Genomic DNA, 15,336 nt, shown 5'->3' with positions numbered 1-15,336 from the left:
TGTTGGGCTTATGTTTGCTGCAACCTGCGCTGAACATTAACTGCGTAAGACTCGCCAATGGGAATTTCGCGCTTATCTAACTCGATACTACGCATGGTAAACGCATTGATATGCTGCAAGCCAACTATGAATGAGCGATGAACGCGCATGAACAAAACATCAGGCAGTTTTTCTTCAAATGAATTAAGCGATTGATGGGTGATGATGGTTCTATCGCGCAGATTAATCTGTACATAATCTTTCAATCCTTCGATAAATAGCAGGTCCTTCAAGGGCACCTTAACCATTTTCTTTTCTGATCGGACATAAATAAACGGAGCAGTTTGCCAGCTGTGTTGTTGTTCTTGCGCAATTGCAGCAGCAGGCATAAACAGGTTATTAAACTTACCTATCGCCTTTAAAAACCTGTCGAACGGAATAGGTTTCAACAAGTAATCAACCACATTAAACTGATAACTATCTAATGCGAAATCATTATAGGCAGTAGTAAGAATAACCGGCGGCATATTGGGCACTGTTTTAAGCAGATCCATGCCGCCGAGCTTAGGCATTTTAATATCGAGAAAAACCAGATCTATACTTTGCTTTTGTAACACGTTAAACGCTTCGGCACCATCCGTACATGTAGCAATTAAATGCAACTGTTCAACCCGCGAAATGTATTCTTCGAGGATATCGCGCGCCAGTTTTTCGTCGTCAACTATCAGGCAATTGATTTTTTTCATAGCTCTATTTTTAATGCGGCCTCAAAAACGTCGGTATCATCTTTGATATTTAATTCGAACTTGCCGGGGTAGGTAAGCTCCAAACGCCGGCGCAGATTACTAAGCCCTATGCCATGCCCATCACTTTGCCCATTAATGGGTTTGCCATTTTGCACATTGTAAAAGAGCGTATCCCCCGCAAACTTAATATTGATAGAAACCCAGGACTGACCACCTTCTATGCCATGTTTGAAAGCATTTTCGGCAAAGGGCAAGAGCGTTAACGGCATAATCTTTTTACCGGCCACATCGCCCGAACATTGGAAAGACAAATCAAGCCTGTCGGCAAAACGGGTTTGTTCTATCTGCAGGTAGTTTTCCAGCTCGGCAATTTCAGTGCTTAAATCGGTTTGGTTGGTGTTGGTTTTGTCCAGCAGGTAACGCATCATTTGCGATAGTTGTAATACCAGCTTATTAGCTTTTTGCGGCTGCGTTAGCGTGAGGCTGTATAAACTGTTCATGGTATTAAAAAAGAAATGCGGGTTGATCTGGGCTTTCAGGAAACTCATTTCGGCAGTGAGTTTCTCGGTTTCAACGGCCCGCAGCTGTCGCTCGTGCGCAATGAGCTTTTTCATTAGCTCAAATACCGTCATAATTGCTATTGCCGGATAGTATTGAATAGCCACCCGCACAATGCGGCCGGGGATCCAGAACTGTTTTGCTTCTAAGGCGTAGCGAGCCCGATCATGAAGCTGTTCCCAGGGTAAGATGAAAAGATGAGTGATGAGCCGGGTAAGCAAAGCTCCGGCTAAAAGCGCTGCTATTATTGATAACGTATAACTATAATATTTTTGGCGATAGTAAAATGCCGGCAGCAGCACATACAGGTTAAAATAGGTAAACAGGACTGTGATGAGAATAGGCAGGCCGCCCACATGAAAAGTAAGCCTAAACTTCATTTGGTCGGTGTCCTCCCAACTGTAAATGATGCCCTGGTAATAGATATAGGCCAGCCAGAACAGGGTATGCCCTAACACGGTTTTGAGCGGAAACGGGCGGCGGCTTTGCATATACAAATTTGATCAATTTCGGGCACAAATATGGGCAACCGCCGTGAACAGGCATTTTGCAACCGCGAAAAGCCCCTGCCGTACTCGAGGCAGCAAATTGGCTATTCAAACCGATGGATGGAGCGTTAGTCTAAAAAGCAAAACGTGTATGTTTTTAAATTGCTCTTTTGAAGAAAAAGAGTTTATGAAAAAGACATTATTTATGCTGATGGCTGTATCAATAAGCCTTAGCACTCAGGCTAAAACCGTTACCGATACGTTAACTGCATTGCAGCACACCTTGCCTTACCGCGCCGACGGGACACAGAATTTCCCTAATTTTACCTATCAAAAAGCGGATGATTTACCCTTAACGCATCTGCGCGAAAAATATCATTTAGACTCTGTAGCCGGCAACGGCAGCGATGTTGAAAGAGTGATCCGTTTGCTGGCCTGGTTCCACAAACAAGTACCGCATAACGATGTGGGCCCGTTGCCGGAGTTGAATGCCGAAAATATTATTGACACCTATCGCGCTAAACATTATGCGCAGGGTTGTTACGGGTTAGCTATAGCCACTAATGAGATCATGCTAAGTATGGGCTATTCGTCGCGCGTGGTGATCTGCTTTTCTAACAAATATCCCGAACCGCAGGGCGGGCATGTAATTAATACGGTTTTCATCCCATCGTTAAACAAATGGGTCTATATAGACCCGCAGGAGAACGCTTATCTGAAAGATGAAAAAGGTAACCTGCTTAGTATTGCCGAAGTGCGCGAGCGACTGGTTAAACGCCAGCCAATCATTTTGAACCCTACAGCGAACTATCACGACATCCCGACAAAAAAAGAAGAATACCTGGATAAATTTATGGGCGAGCATTTGTACCGGATGATATGCCCGTTGAACAGCGAATACAACTCGCAAACCCGCGACGGCCGCAAAATAGAGTATGTGGAGCTGTTACCTTACGGCAGCGTAGAACCGCCGTTTACTTTTATTGAAACGCAGCAATCGGCCAAACAAAAAATAGTTTGTTACCATACCAGTAACGCCGACCTGTTTTGGAAGAAACCGTAAAGATTTTTTTATCAGTTGTTAATGGTTGAGAAGTCTCAAGCCGAAAGGCTTGTGGCTTTTTTATTTAATAAACAGCTTAAATAACACTGCAAGGATTACCAGGATGCTCCAAATGATCGGGGCGTTAAAAAAGCGACTGCTTAAACTTACACCCTGACCGGTGATTTTTTGATAGGATTTGATATAGGCAAACCAGGGAGCAAACATTACTATCGCGCCTAGTACCAACATAGCAATTAGGTTGGTTTGCGTTAAAATGGTTAAAAAAAGTGCAAAAAACACGGTATTTATCCACCGGGCATTTTTTTGAATAATGCTATACGGGCCTGCAAGAAAAAACGGCGCTTTTTCTTTTATGATTTCTTCCAGTTCATTAAATCCATTTATTGAATGGGGGATAGCTAGTGCTTTGTCTTCGCCATAATAAACATTTAAATCGCCGTTATAGGTCTTCACAGCATATTTAAGGTTGATGAATTTAAAGCCCTTGTTTACACCGGCCGAATTTGTTAGCGTAATAGCAGCATTGTTTACAGTTATGGTTAATCCATTTAATGCTTTCTCCGTTCTACTTAGCATGATTATAAGAATAATACCAGCATAAACCACTGTTTGGGTGCAAGCCATAGTAAAATTTTGTAAAGGGGAGGCAGCATGGCCATTTACTACCCAGCCCGGAAAAATGACGCTCAAAATAACCCAATATACCCCTATTGCAACAACGGTAATTGCGTTGCGCTTTTTATAAAAACTGATGAGTTTATTATCAAATTTAAAAGTAGTAATGGTATCGGTTGTCATTGACGGATAAACAGGTTTATTGTTGATACGTAAAGCTATAAATTAATTATAGTATTATAATCACGATCTAATATTAGGCTAGGTATGACATTTAAATTTGATTGAGCGTATATTCGGTCAACTCCTGCTGTGGATACTTACCTTTAGTGGCCGAGATCTCCAAACAATCAACTATTCCTTTTCTGAAAAACAAAGTGGCTTCTGCCTCGAAATTAAAGGCTGTTGATGTGATTTTAACGCCGTTGATGATGAGGTTTTCATTTGCGCTTTTGTGGGCTATAATGTCTTCAGTATGAGAAAAAGTCACGAACAAGCCCTTGGACATGTAACCGCAAACGGTATCTGTTATAAATTCTTTTTGTAGTCGGATGTCAATGCTGTTGTTCTGGCTGTCAAGCAGCAGGCCCACAACATCTGCTATGAATTTTGATTTTATCATCGGCGTGTATAAGATATAGGTGGCGCAAATATGCCGATATAAATTCAAAGAGCTACTGACCTTTTTGTTCGTTTTTTGGTTGACGGATTAATTGTCTATTTTATAATCGCTTAATATCTAATTCATATAAAGACATTCTCTTTACATCGCAAATCATCATGAAAAAACAACTACTTACGCTTACCTTATTACTAGGTTTTTGTTTGAGCCATGCTCAAAGCATTAAAACCGGAGCCGTTGGCCAGTTTATTCAAGCTGCCGATTGGGTGCAGGGCAAAAACTATTACCTGCTTACTTTATTTGAGCAAGATAAAGCTGTTAATGCCGGGCTTAAAAGCGATGCCATACTGGCATCACTCACCCAAAAGAAACTAAACAGCTTAAATAGTTCTGTTCATGATTGTAAAGATGGCGCCTGTTTTGTTGATGCCGTAAAGTTTACCGATGATGAAATTAATATCGTAAGTAAAGAATTAGCCGTGCTTTGTAAACCGGGCAGCGCTTTGGAGCAGTTAGTTAAAACAAAGCTCATTCCATCTTACACCTATAGTCTTTATAAAACCACCGCCCCGGCCGAACTATTGGTGAAAGCCTGGGAGCAGGACGCCGCAGGAATTAACTATACCATTGATGTATACGCGGGCGGCCAAAAGCCAAACTATCCGCAGATAGATTCTATTGGCTTTAATACCAAAGCTAGGGCGTACCGCATCTTGTTGTATGATGTAAATACCACGCTGGTGGGCGATGTTAAAAACACCAAACTGTTTTTTGAGCCCGCCATGCACGCTGCATTATTATACCTGCAGATCAATGAGCGCCAGGACCCGGCTAATTATGAGCCGATGGCACAAACTGTAAACAAGGCAGCCGTAGACCATATTAAAATCACTGATTTCAGCAAATACCCGTATACCGTAATCATGATTCCCGGTGCAGGCCCAGATGAGCCGGGGACACCACTGAGTGCCGAAGGAATGCTGCGTTGCCGCCTGGCAGTGCAGGACTATCATGACGGAAAAGCGCCTTACATCATGCCATCGGGCGGGAAAGTTCACCCTTACAAAACCAAATACTGCGAGGCTGAAGAAATGAAGGCTTACATGATCAAAGTATTACATGTGCCAGAATATGCCATTATCATGGAGCCACATGCCCGCCACACCACCACCAACATGCGTAACGCGGTAAGGCTAATGTATAAATACGGCATACCAACGGCCAAACCTGGTTTGGTGGTGACCGATAAATCGCAAACCGACGCCATTTTGAAAATGGACAGCCGTTGCGAAAAAGAGTTAAAATATGTGCCGTATAAACTAGGCAAGCATTTGTCTGATACCGAAGTTGAATATTTCGCGGTGCCGGAGGCGATGCAGATCAATCCGTACGAGCCACTTGATCCATAGCAATAAATAACCCCCGTTATTTTCCCCATCATCATGAAAAAAATATTAATAGCCGCTGGTTTGATAGCCATTGCAATAAGCGCATTTAAAGCAGCAAATATTGATATGAGTTTAGATCGCTCTATCACTATCGACTCGTTAGGCGCCTGCCAGGGTGTATCTTATCAAAGTGGCCGGATATTTTTATATGGCGATAGGGAAGTAGGGATGATCCGCGAGTTTAAAATGGATGGCGACAGCCTGGTGTATCTGCATAAAGAATCAAAATTGACATTGGATGGGCATGACGTAATTAGCCACCCAACCGGTATAGCCTACAATGGCGTTGATCCTACGTTTATTGGTAACTCGGTAAAAATGAATCCCGAAGGAACGCTTTGGAAAACCACCATTTATTGTGTGGACAGGAATGGGTTATTAAAGACCGGAACGCTCGATGGTAACCTGATCAATACCATTGATGACGATGCCTGCATCCAGGGCGCCCGCCCGGAGTATGTAAAATATCACGGCAAATGGTATGTAGCCAGTGCAGACTATGGCAACCATGGTAACGAGGTGCGTTTGTATGATCCGCAGAAATTAAAGACCTGTAAAAAAAGCAGCGAAGCCGGTGTGCTCTACAAGAAATTTACCTGCACACCCTGGGTGCAAAACATGAAATTTATTGCTGATAAAGGTATCCTGGTACTGATCCAGAATAAAATTGAGGGCCGCCAATGGCGCTTTACTTATCTGGATCTTGAAAAATCAATAGATGCTGGCAAGCAGGTAATATTGAGCCAGGTTGACCGTATTAACCGTGGCGACGAGCTGGAAGGCTTCTCCTTTATTGGTAACGATCAAAAAGGTTTGGCGGTAACCTCATCGCGCAAAAACAATGTAAACTTTACCACCACCAATTGGTAATCGAAGTAATACGATCTCTTCTTAATCTTTAGGAAACCTCAAGCCGGTACCTTAATACAAAGTTAACTTTTAAATAGCAAGCGCTTAAGACAGTTCGGGTATTTTTGCAGCAATTAAAAAAGCAAACTAACCCCCTTAAAAAAGCATTTGCCTATGTAAAAAATCAATCCCCTTTCACATCGGCCCCGGCGATAAAAAAAAGAACCGGTGAATGCGCTAACATTCAACCGGTCCGGCTAATTGTCAAATAACTCAATGTAAGCACTCGCAAGCTTCAATGTCGTTTTTCTAACAATCAATATTTAAAAATATGAATAAAAAGATTACTCATAAATCTTTCAGAAAGTTTTATGTGTTGTTCAATCTTACGGTCGTTTTTATAATGGCCCTAACGCTGTCGCTAAAGGCAGCCCCACTTCGCTCTCACGGAGCAAATAACGCAAAGTCTTCCATAAAAGTATCAGGTACGGTAGTTGATGAAACAAATCAGCCATTACCCGGCGTATCTGTACGTGTTAAAGGTACTGACGCAGGTGTAACTACCGATGTTAATGGTAAATACACCATCAGTGTCGAGCAAGAATCAACCCTTGTATTTTCATTCATTGGCTATATTAACCAGGAGGTAGTTGTTGATCGTGATTTGATAAGCATACAGCTAAAACCACAAACAAACCTGCTTAACGAGGTAGTGGCTATTGGTTACCAGTCTGTACGTAAAACAGACGTTACCGGCGCTATCTCAAGTGTTAAAGCCGAAGAGCTAAACAAATCGGCTCCAACCTTAGGACAAGCTTTGGTTGGTAAAGTTGCCGGTGTAACTATTTCACAAACCGATGGTGCGCCATACCAAAGCACCAAGATTCGTGTACGCGGTATCGGTTCGTTCAGCGCCAGCTCAGATCCTCTCTATGTGGTTGATGGTTATCCCGCAGGTAACGATATCAATATTAACCCTGAGGATATTGAGTCGGTTGACATTTTGAAAGATGCTGCATCAGCCGCTATTTACGGTTCGAGAGCCTCTGGCGGTGTGGTTATCATCACCACCAAACATGGTAAAGACGGTAAAGGTAAATTTGAGTATGATGTACAGGTGGGCCAGGACCAACTGGCGCATAAAGTGAAATTGCTTGATGCAGACCAGTTTGCGCAATTGGTAATTGACGGCCGCAACAATACTTACCAGGATCTTTGGGTAAACTCGGGCCATACCTGGAACGATCAAATGTATTCTGACAACAATGCTACCCGTGTTGCCAACGTAGGTAACGCAGCCAGCGTTCAAATTCCGACTTACATTTACAATTTTGCTACCCAGCAAGAAATTCACCAAACCACCAATACCGATTGGCAGGATGAATTGTACCACAACGCACTTTTCCAAAAGCATAACCTGTCATTCTCTGGCGGCAGCAACGGCATGAGCTACTATGTTAGCGGGGGCTACCAAAACCAGGATGGTATTATCCATTCTACAGGCCAGGAACGCTATAACTTCAGAACCAACGTAGAGGGTAACGTGAGCAAGCGCCTGCGCGTTGCGGCAAATGTATCTTACACCCAAAACACCAACCATGAGGTGCAGGAAGGCCGTTTTGACCATGGCCCTATTCTGGGCGCTTTGATCTATATGCCTTTCTTCCCGGCTTATAATGCTGATGGAACATTGGCAACCAACCGTGCTGCTTCAGAGTCTGCTGCTTACGGCTGGCAATCAATTGAAAACCCGGTTGCTTTGGCCGAGCGTACTGTAATTACCCGCAAAGGTTACCGTGGTAATTACAATGGATCTGCTACTTATACCATTTTACCGGGCTTTACTTTTAAAGCCAACCTGGGTATGTCAACGTATACCGAGAAGTACGACTACTATTTGCCAACTGATTTAAGTAACGGTGCAAACCCTCCCGGCTCACCGCAATCTATTGCAGCGGCTACCGCTACCGCATCAGACCTGATACAGAATGATAGATTAGGCGAGTTTACCTTAAACTATGATAAAACCTTTGGTAAACACCACATCAATTTATTAGGAGGTTATTCTGCCCAACAAACCGATAACGATTTGGTAAGCGTAACTGCTCATGGTTTCCAGAATGATAATATAGAGGAAATTACGGCTAAAGGTGCAGACCCGGCCAACTTTGCCTTAAACTCAGGTAGTGGTAAATCATCGGTTACTTTGCTGTCATACTTTGGTCGTGCAAGCTGGAATTTTGATAGCAAATATTACGCTACCGCCTCCATGCGTGCCGACGGTTCATCACGTTTCGGGCCGTTAAACAAATGGGGTTATTTCCCATCAGTTGGCGGCGGCTGGACGCTGTCTGAAGAACCATTTTATCATGATTGGTTGGGTAAACAATCAACCATTAAATTACGCGCAAGCTGGGGCTTAAGTGGTAACTACAACATTGGTAACTACAATGTTCAGCAAACTTTAGGTAATCCTACCGGCGTGGTATTCGGTAATACTATTGCTACGGCCATTGTACCCGGTGGTATTAAAGATGCAGGTTTAAGCTGGGAGTCGACTTCGCAGTATAACTTTGGTGCAGATTTAGGCTTGCTGCATAATCGCTTATTCGTTATCGCTAACTACTATTTAAGCTACTCTTACAACATCCTGTATAACCAGCCAATCTCGGCTATATCAGGCAGTACAACTATTTTAACAAACCTGCGTAATTCGCAAATCAGAAACAAAGGGTTTGACTTCCAGTTGGATGGTAAGATCATAGATAACAGCGCATTTAAATTGGGCGCAAGCGGTAACATATCTATCAACCGTAACCTGGTTACTAAACTAAGTGGTAATAACACCATTATCATCAATGGTGCTGAGCGTTCATACTTAACCAACATTACAGAGCAGGGCCAACCTGTAGGTATGTTCTACGGCTTTAAAGTAGGCGGTATGGTAACTCCTCAAAACATCAGCAAAGTAGCGCCATCATCATCATCAACCAACCCGGTTAAACCAGGCGACCTGTATTTTGTGGATACCAATGGCGACGGTGTGATTACCGATGCTGATAAAACAGTTATTGGTACACCTTATCCTAAATTTACTTACGGTTTCGCGGTTAATTCAAGCTATATGCATTTTGATATTAATGCATCATTCAACGGATCGTACGGAAACCAGGTGCTTGACGGACAGGATTATTACCTGTACAACGGCGAGGGTTCTGGTAACCAATATGAAAACGTTGCCGACCGTTACCGCAATGCTGCCAATCCCGGCGATGGTTCTTTCTATCGTGCTTCGCGTGGCGGTACCCAAAGTAACAGTACCCGTTTATCTACCGTGTACCTGCAAGATGGCTCTTTCTTAAGATGCGATAACATCAGCCTGGGTTATTCACTACCATCTGCTGTGGCTACCACCCTGGGTGTTGCCAAGGCGCGCATATTTACCAGTGTAGTTAACGCGTTCACCATCACCAAATACAAAGGCTATAACCCAGAGGTTGATTACAATTACTCAAGCGGTGCATCAAACAGTACCCAACCGGCAAACCTTGCCCCGGGCATTGACTATGGTGTATATCCACTGGTTAGATCATACAACCTGGGTGTAAACATTACTTTCTAAAACAAAGAATTTAAAAGATACGGAGATGAAAAATAAAACTATAATAACTGTATGCCTGAGTATAGGGCTGGTTGTTGCATCATCATGTAAAAAAAGCTTTTTGGAGAAAAGTGATCCAAATGCTATCTCATTGGATAATGACTTTAAATCGCCTAATGATATTTTGCTGGCCATAAACGGTATATACCAATCGCTGCGCAGCAGCAACAATATAGGCGAGGATAGCGGACTATGGACTGATGAGCGCTCGGACGATACCGGCCGTAACGACAACCAGTCGAACGCCGGCGAACCTTTCCAGTTCAACAACTTTTCGCTTATTCCAAGTAATACTTATTTATTTAGCCATTGGACGTCATTATATGGTACCGTTAGCCGTGCTAACGTGGTATTAACGTACATTGATAAAGTGCCGTTTACCGATCCAAACCAGAAACTGGAGTACGCTGCCGAAGCTAAATTTTTAAGAGCGCTGATGTATTTTCACTTAGTACGTTTGTGGGGAGATGTGCCTTTGGTTACCAAACAGCTAACTACTGCCGGCGATGTTGCCGCCAGCACTTTCAGGGTAAAACAAGCAGCTGTTTACACACAAATAGTAGCCGATTTGACCGACGCTACTAACGCGCCGCTACCTGCACAGCAAACGCCAAGCACTACCGGCCGCGTGTCAAAAGCTGCAGCTTACACTTTGCTGGGCCAGGTTTACCTGACTATGGCAACTACGCAAGATCAGGCTAATCGTCAAACCAATCTGACTAATGCTAAGACCGCACTGTTAGCTGCTTACAACTTGAAAACGTTCACCACATTAAGCTCAATACCTTATACTGATGTGTTTGACGTGAACAAGAAAACTACCTGCCCGGAGCTGATCTGGCAAATTGCCAACAAGCAAGGCGATATCAACTACAGTTCTGACATTGCGTACAACAACCAGGCTAAAGGCGAAACCATTAACTCGCTTAAACCTAACTCTGGTGTTGGCGGTAACGTACAGCACGATTTGATCAATGAGTATGAAGCTAACGATCCGCGTATGGCATTTTCGGTTAAGTTTGCTAACGACCCGATTGTGAAAGACTGGTTCATCACCAAATATCGCGATGCAAGCGCTGCTGCAAGTAACCTGGGTTATGGCGGTAATGACTGCATCCTGATGCGTTATGCCGACGTGATTTTGATGCTGGCCGAAGTAAGCAATTACCTGGGCGATACAGCAGGCGCCACACAATACCTGGATATGGTACGTACCCGTGCAGGCATGCCAACTTATGCAGTGTCTATGACCAACGCTACTTACGCTACCAAGTTCCCAACGCTAAAGCTGGCTATTTTGCACGAGCGCCGTGTAGAGTTAGCATTCGAGCATCACCGTTGGTTTGATTTGCTGCGTACTTTTACTACCGATGAGTTGGTAGCATATTTTAAAGCTAAAAGCCCGGCTGATTTCGGTGCAGTACAATTGTCAAACTTCTCAACAAAAGATAGATATTATCCTATCCCGTTTAATGAGTACAAGCTTGACCCGGTTAAAATGTACCAAAACCCTGGTTATAATTAATAGATTGATTTGATTCCAAAAATGGGCTTAGTGCCTTAGTAACAAAAGAGCCCCGACATGTCGGGGCTTTTTTGTTTGATGGTAATGTTTAGGCTGAAATTAACCTTCCTGGCTCTCTAATTCTTTTAAATTTTCATCAAGCGATCTTAGCTTCTTGAAAAACTTCACGCTATAATACCAGTGGCTACCAATAAGTGAAATCACAGTAGCCACCACACAAGTGATAAGGATAGTTTGTTGAGAAGCGTGCCAATAAGGTATAAGCAACTTGATAACAGCATAGTAATACAACGGGCATAAAAACATGCAAACAAAATTGAATCCCCAATAAAAAGCTTTGAAGGCTGTGATGGTTTGTTTAAGCGTTTGCTTTACATTAGCACTATTGTACAAGATAAAAACCTGTTCTTGCCGTTTAAACACCCAAACAGTATACTTGCAGTAAAGTGCTATAATAGCGGCGTAAGCAATAGCTGCAGGGATATCGGCCAGTAACTTATGCAGAATTAGGTCATCAATTGATCGTAATAATAAAACTACTACCAGTAAAGTAATAACTATCGTGGTGGTGGTTTTGTTAATTTGTTTCCAAAAAATAGTTCTTGATTGCAATTGGCTCAATGTCTCTGTTGTGTTCATAATAATTTGTTCCATTTTTTCGGGTGAAATTTTCTGTTGTTGAAATTCTTTATCCTGGATAATGTTCCAGTGCGCTTTAAAATCGTCCAGTTCCATATTATCCTTGGTTTACAATTGTTTTTATTTTGGTACGTATTTTATTGAGGTTAAAGCCGACGTTCGATTCAGAAAGACCCATCACCTCACCAATCTCACGGTAGCTATAATCGTCCATATATAGCATGGTAATGGCCCGCTCAACCTCTGATAGTTTTTTGATAGCCTCGTACATCTGCATCACCTGTTCGTTCTCTTCTTTATTGTCGGTAGCGGCTATCTCAAAAACAGCATCATCATCAAAGCCCGCAAATTTTTCGCGTTTGGTTTCTTTTCTAAGCCGGGTTATGGCAGTATTTAACGCCACCCGGTACATCCAGGTCGATACTTTGGCGTCGCCGTTAAACGAAGCAAAGGCCCGCCAAAGCTGTAACACAATGTCCTGAAAAAGATCCTCTTTATCTTCGCGGCTATTGCAATACATATTGCAAACCTTCAAGATCAGGCCCTGGTTATTGGTGATTAATAAAGTGAACTGCTCTTTCAATGAATGCTATTTGTACAATTAGTCGCCGGGAATTAGAAAAACTTAGCGATTGTTAAAAATAAATTTTTGCACAAACTATTTGCATATGAATAATTTATTGGTTTACTTTGAAACACAAAGTACTTTATAATGAAAAATAAAGACATTTACGACGACATCAGTTCCATCAAAACTATCATGGAGCGGTCTAGCAAGTTTATATCGCTAAGCGGGCTATCGGGCGTGCTGGCTGGTGTTTATGCGCTTATTGGTGCAGGCATTGCTTATACAGTATTGCCACCCTACAACAACGTCATCACAGATTATCAAAGCGCCCAAACAGCTGTATTTTATAGCTATCCTAAAGGTTTGGATCTGGTTTTATTTGCTATCGCGATAGGCGTATTGCTCGTATCAATAGGAACGGGAATACTGTTGAGCGCGCAAAAAGCCAAACGCAATAACCAAGCTGTCTGGAATCAAAGCAGCCGTGCTTTATTAAACGCCGGTTTATTCCCGTTGGTTACCGGGGGCTGTTTTGCCTTTATTTTGTATATCGGCCATCATTATGGTGCTATTGCGCCCACCTGCCTGGTGTTTTACGGGTTGGCGCTGGTATCGGCATCGCAGTTCACTTATGGCGATGTAAAATGGCTGGGCATATTAGAAATTATATTGGGTTTACTGGCCCTGATGCAGCCGGGCTATGGCTTGTATTTTTGGGCGCTGGGTTTTGGCGTGCTGCATGTTTTGTACGGCGCAATAATGTACTTTAAATACGATCGTGTTAACGCTTAATAATTTTGATAAAGCATTTGAGAACCGCATACGCCTGCAGGTAATGAGTGTGCTGGTTGCTAATGAGAGTTATGATTTTAACTCGCTAAAGGAACTGTTGGCTACTACCGACGGCAACCTGGCCTCGCACCTCAAAGCTTTGGAGAAAGAGGAATATATCTCGGTGATCAAATCGTTTTTAGGGCGTAAACCTAATACCCGTTACAAGGCAACTATCAAAGGCATCGCGGCCTTTAAAAAACACCTGGAAGCTTTGGAAAATTTAATAAAACAACAAAAGGGGTAGCTCTTTTTTTTGACTTTTTACTTTGAAATTCAAAGTACTTTTAAATGAATAATAAAATGGAACAACAAAACAACACAACGCAACTAACCAAATGGTTCAGGGAATCAGTAACGGTTAAATTAGTATTTATCGGGATGCTCAGTTTGGTGCTGCTGATACCTTCGGTAATGATCAGTAACCTCATTAATGAGCGCGCCCAGCGCCGCGACGAGGTGATCTCTAACATCTCCTATAACTTCGCCGGTAAACAGCTTATTAAAGGGCCGGTATTGGTCATCCCGTACAGAGATCAGATTGAAGTACCCGATGGTACGGGCAAAAGCAGGCCACAGCAGGTAGAAAGAAAGCTTTTCCTACTGCCTGAACAATTATCCATCAAAGCGGGACTGAAAACAGATGTTATTCATAAAGGCATGTTCTCTGCTGTAGTGTATAAAACGCAGGTGCGTTTGTCAGGAAATTTCGCCAAGGCAGATTTGAGCGCTTTGGGGATTCGTAGCGATCAGCTCATACCCGAAAAAGCTTTTATCACGTTTAGTGTGTCCGATTTAAAGGGCTTAAAAACCAACCCAAGTTTAACGCTGGGCAACCAAACATTTGCGGCCGCACCGTCGGCGGGTAATGAATCGGCTTTTACCAATGGCCTGCAGGCCGCCGCCACTAATGCTGGCGACATCGCCAATAATGCTTTACCATTTAGCTGTACGCTCGATCTGAACGGCACCGACGGCCTGAGCTTTTTGCAATTAGGCAAAACTACCGACGTAGAACTTAGCGGCAACTGGGGGACGCCAAATTTTGACGGCCGTTATTTGCCCGACACCCGCCAGGTAAATAACAAAGACTTTAGCGCGCGCTGGCACGTCTTGTACTACAATAGTCCTTTCCCACAGCAATGGACTGATAGCGCCAGTGTACTCAACAATGCCAATAAACAGCAGAACGCCACTTTCGGCGTAAACCTGCGCCTGCCGGTTGACGATTACCAGGAAACCACCCGCACTAATAAATATGCTATCCTCATCATCCTGCTGGCATTCGTTTCCTTGTTTTTAACCGAGCTCATCTGCAAGCAGCGTATTCACTCGTTTAACTATGTATTAGTCGGCGCAGCTATGATCATTTTCTATACGCTGCTCTTATCTTTTTCAGAACAGATAGGCTTTAACTGGGCTTACCTGGTGGCATCTGTTGCAACTATCGGGTTAATAACCGCGTTCATCGCATCGCTCATTAAAAACAGGGTATCCGCTTTTTCTTTCGCGGGGATACTATCTGTGTTTTACGGCTTTATTTACATCATCATCCAGCTGGAAGATTTTGCCTTGATGGCCGGCAGTATAGCCCTGTTCATCATTGTAGCTGCACTAATGTATTTTTCGAGGAAGATCAATTGGGATAATGCAAATTATGAGGAGGAGGTTGTTTAATCTGCAGTTGGCAAAACAAATTACGGTTTACAATCTACCACCACGTCATCCTGAGCGTAGCGTG

General features: G+C 43.1%; 14 protein-coding genes. 8 read left to right on the top strand and 6 right to left on the bottom strand.

Features of this window, described 5'->3' with window-relative positions; genetic code table 11:
• Nucleotides 1–8: 8 nt before the first annotated feature.
• Both HB679_RS17925 and HB679_RS17920 read right to left on the bottom strand, forming a co-directional pair.
• Nucleotides 9–725 (bottom strand): LytTR family DNA-binding domain-containing protein, encoded by a 717-nt coding sequence (locus tag HB679_RS17925; protein ID WP_214073398.1) that lies wholly within the window; start codon nt 723–725, stop codon nt 9–11.
• Nucleotides 722–1,774: a histidine kinase gene (locus HB679_RS17920; RefSeq protein ID WP_214073397.1), complete on the bottom strand. Its 1,053-nt coding sequence runs from the start codon at nt 1,772–1,774 to the stop codon at nt 722–724. Before HB679_RS17920 ends, HB679_RS17925 begins: the two co-directional genes overlap by 4 nt.
• Before the next feature lie 184 nt (nt 1,775–1,958).
• Here HB679_RS17920 and HB679_RS17915 point away from each other — a divergent pair, with 184 nt between their 5' ends.
• Entirely contained in the window at nt 1,959–2,834 is an 876-nt protein-coding gene (locus tag HB679_RS17915; protein WP_214073396.1) for a transglutaminase-like domain-containing protein, read from the top strand.
• Between the two features lie 60 nt (nt 2,835–2,894).
• On the opposite strand, the gene HB679_RS17910 is transcribed toward HB679_RS17915, so the two are convergent.
• On the bottom strand, nt 2,895–3,635 hold the full coding sequence (locus HB679_RS17910) for a hypothetical protein (RefSeq protein ID WP_214073395.1): 741 nt from the start codon (nt 3,633–3,635) through the stop codon (nt 2,895–2,897).
• A gap of 91 nt (nt 3,636–3,726) precedes the next feature.
• Nucleotides 3,727–4,074 carry a hypothetical protein gene (locus HB679_RS17905; protein WP_214073394.1) on the bottom strand — a complete coding sequence of 116 codons (348 nt, stop codon included), beginning with the start codon at nt 4,072–4,074 and terminating at the stop codon, nt 3,727–3,729.
• 158 nt (nt 4,075–4,232) lie between these two features.
• Between HB679_RS17905 and HB679_RS17900 the strand changes: the two genes are divergently transcribed.
• From HB679_RS17900 to HB679_RS17885, 4 genes are all read left to right on the top strand, one after another.
• On the top strand, nt 4,233–5,483 hold the full coding sequence (locus HB679_RS17900; protein ID WP_214073393.1) for a YdcF family protein: 1,251 nt from the start codon (nt 4,233–4,235) through the stop codon (nt 5,481–5,483).
• 33 nt (nt 5,484–5,516) lie between these two features.
• Nucleotides 5,517–6,392 carry a hypothetical protein gene (locus tag HB679_RS17895; RefSeq protein WP_214073392.1) on the top strand — a complete coding sequence of 292 codons (876 nt, stop codon included), beginning with the start codon at nt 5,517–5,519 and terminating at the stop codon, nt 6,390–6,392.
• Between the two features lie 310 nt (nt 6,393–6,702).
• Nucleotides 6,703–9,993 (top strand): TonB-dependent receptor, encoded by a 3,291-nt coding sequence (locus tag HB679_RS17890; RefSeq protein WP_214073391.1) that lies wholly within the window; start codon nt 6,703–6,705, stop codon nt 9,991–9,993.
• A gap of 25 nt (nt 9,994–10,018) precedes the next feature.
• Nucleotides 10,019–11,557: a RagB/SusD family nutrient uptake outer membrane protein gene (locus HB679_RS17885; protein WP_214073390.1), complete on the top strand. Its 1,539-nt coding sequence runs from the start codon at nt 10,019–10,021 to the stop codon at nt 11,555–11,557.
• Between the two features lie 99 nt (nt 11,558–11,656).
• On the opposite strand, the gene HB679_RS17880 is transcribed toward HB679_RS17885, so the two are convergent.
• Together HB679_RS17880 and HB679_RS17875 are read right to left on the bottom strand one after the other, a co-directional pair.
• A complete protein-coding gene (locus HB679_RS17880; protein WP_214073389.1) occupies nt 11,657–12,292 on the bottom strand; it encodes a hypothetical protein in 636 nt (211 codons plus the stop codon).
• 1 nt (nt 12,293) lies between these two features.
• Nucleotides 12,294–12,779 (bottom strand): sigma-70 family RNA polymerase sigma factor, encoded by a 486-nt coding sequence (locus tag HB679_RS17875; RefSeq protein ID WP_218625332.1) that lies wholly within the window; start codon nt 12,777–12,779, stop codon nt 12,294–12,296.
• A gap of 129 nt (nt 12,780–12,908) precedes the next feature.
• Here HB679_RS17875 and HB679_RS17870 point away from each other — a divergent pair, with 129 nt between their 5' ends.
• Genes HB679_RS17870 through creD form a run of 3 tightly spaced genes read left to right on the top strand, consistent with a single transcriptional unit; the run spans nt 12,909 to nt 15,272 of the window.
• Nucleotides 12,909–13,556, top strand: a complete 648-nt coding sequence (locus HB679_RS17870; protein ID WP_214073388.1) for a hypothetical protein — start codon at nt 12,909–12,911, stop codon at nt 13,554–13,556.
• Nucleotides 13,540–13,842 carry a transcriptional regulator gene (locus HB679_RS17865; RefSeq protein ID WP_214073628.1) on the top strand — a complete coding sequence of 101 codons (303 nt, stop codon included), beginning with the start codon at nt 13,540–13,542 and terminating at the stop codon, nt 13,840–13,842. The genes HB679_RS17870 and HB679_RS17865 overlap by 17 nt, the downstream gene beginning before the upstream one ends.
• A gap of 56 nt (nt 13,843–13,898) precedes the next feature.
• The gene (creD, locus tag HB679_RS17860) at nt 13,899–15,272 is read left to right on the top strand and encodes a cell envelope integrity protein CreD (RefSeq protein ID WP_214073387.1); all 1,374 of its coding nucleotides are present in this window, start codon (nt 13,899–13,901) and stop codon (nt 15,270–15,272) included.
• Nucleotides 15,273–15,336 lie beyond the last annotated feature (64 nt).

This window comes from Mucilaginibacter sp. dw_454 (assembly GCF_018449775.1).
In the GTDB taxonomy this organism is placed as follows: domain Bacteria; phylum Bacteroidota; class Bacteroidia; order Sphingobacteriales; family Sphingobacteriaceae; genus Mucilaginibacter.
The sequence above is the reverse complement of the archived record's forward strand: the minus strand, read 5'-3'. Positions and strand labels throughout refer to the sequence as shown.

Excerpts from the sequence above, each read along its gene's own strand:
- HB679_RS17885 (WP_214073390.1), top strand. The coding sequence starts at position 10,019 with ATGAAAAATAAAACTATAATAACTGTATGCCTGAGTATAGGGCTGGTT.
- HB679_RS17915 (WP_214073396.1), top strand. The coding sequence starts at position 1,959 with ATGAAAAAGACATTATTTATGCTGATGGCTGTATCAATAAGCCTTAGC.
- HB679_RS17895 (WP_214073392.1), top strand. The coding sequence starts at position 5,517 with ATGAAAAAAATATTAATAGCCGCTGGTTTGATAGCCATTGCAATAAGC.
- HB679_RS17870 (WP_214073388.1), top strand. The coding sequence starts at position 12,909 with ATGAAAAATAAAGACATTTACGACGACATCAGTTCCATCAAAACTATC.
- HB679_RS17880 (WP_214073389.1), bottom strand. The coding sequence starts at position 12,292 with ATGGAACTGGACGATTTTAAAGCGCACTGGAACATTATCCAGGATAAA.
- HB679_RS17890 (WP_214073391.1), top strand. The coding sequence starts at position 6,703 with ATGAATAAAAAGATTACTCATAAATCTTTCAGAAAGTTTTATGTGTTG.
- creD (WP_214073387.1), top strand. The coding sequence starts at position 13,899 with ATGGAACAACAAAACAACACAACGCAACTAACCAAATGGTTCAGGGAA.
- HB679_RS17900 (WP_214073393.1), top strand. The coding sequence starts at position 4,233 with ATGAAAAAACAACTACTTACGCTTACCTTATTACTAGGTTTTTGTTTG.
- HB679_RS17910 (WP_214073395.1), bottom strand. The coding sequence starts at position 3,635 with ATGACAACCGATACCATTACTACTTTTAAATTTGATAATAAACTCATC.
- HB679_RS17920 (WP_214073397.1), bottom strand. The coding sequence starts at position 1,774 with ATGCAAAGCCGCCGCCCGTTTCCGCTCAAAACCGTGTTAGGGCATACC.
- HB679_RS17905 (WP_214073394.1), bottom strand. The coding sequence starts at position 4,074 with ATGATAAAATCAAAATTCATAGCAGATGTTGTGGGCCTGCTGCTTGAC.
- HB679_RS17925 (WP_214073398.1), bottom strand. The coding sequence starts at position 725 with ATGAAAAAAATCAATTGCCTGATAGTTGACGACGAAAAACTGGCGCGC.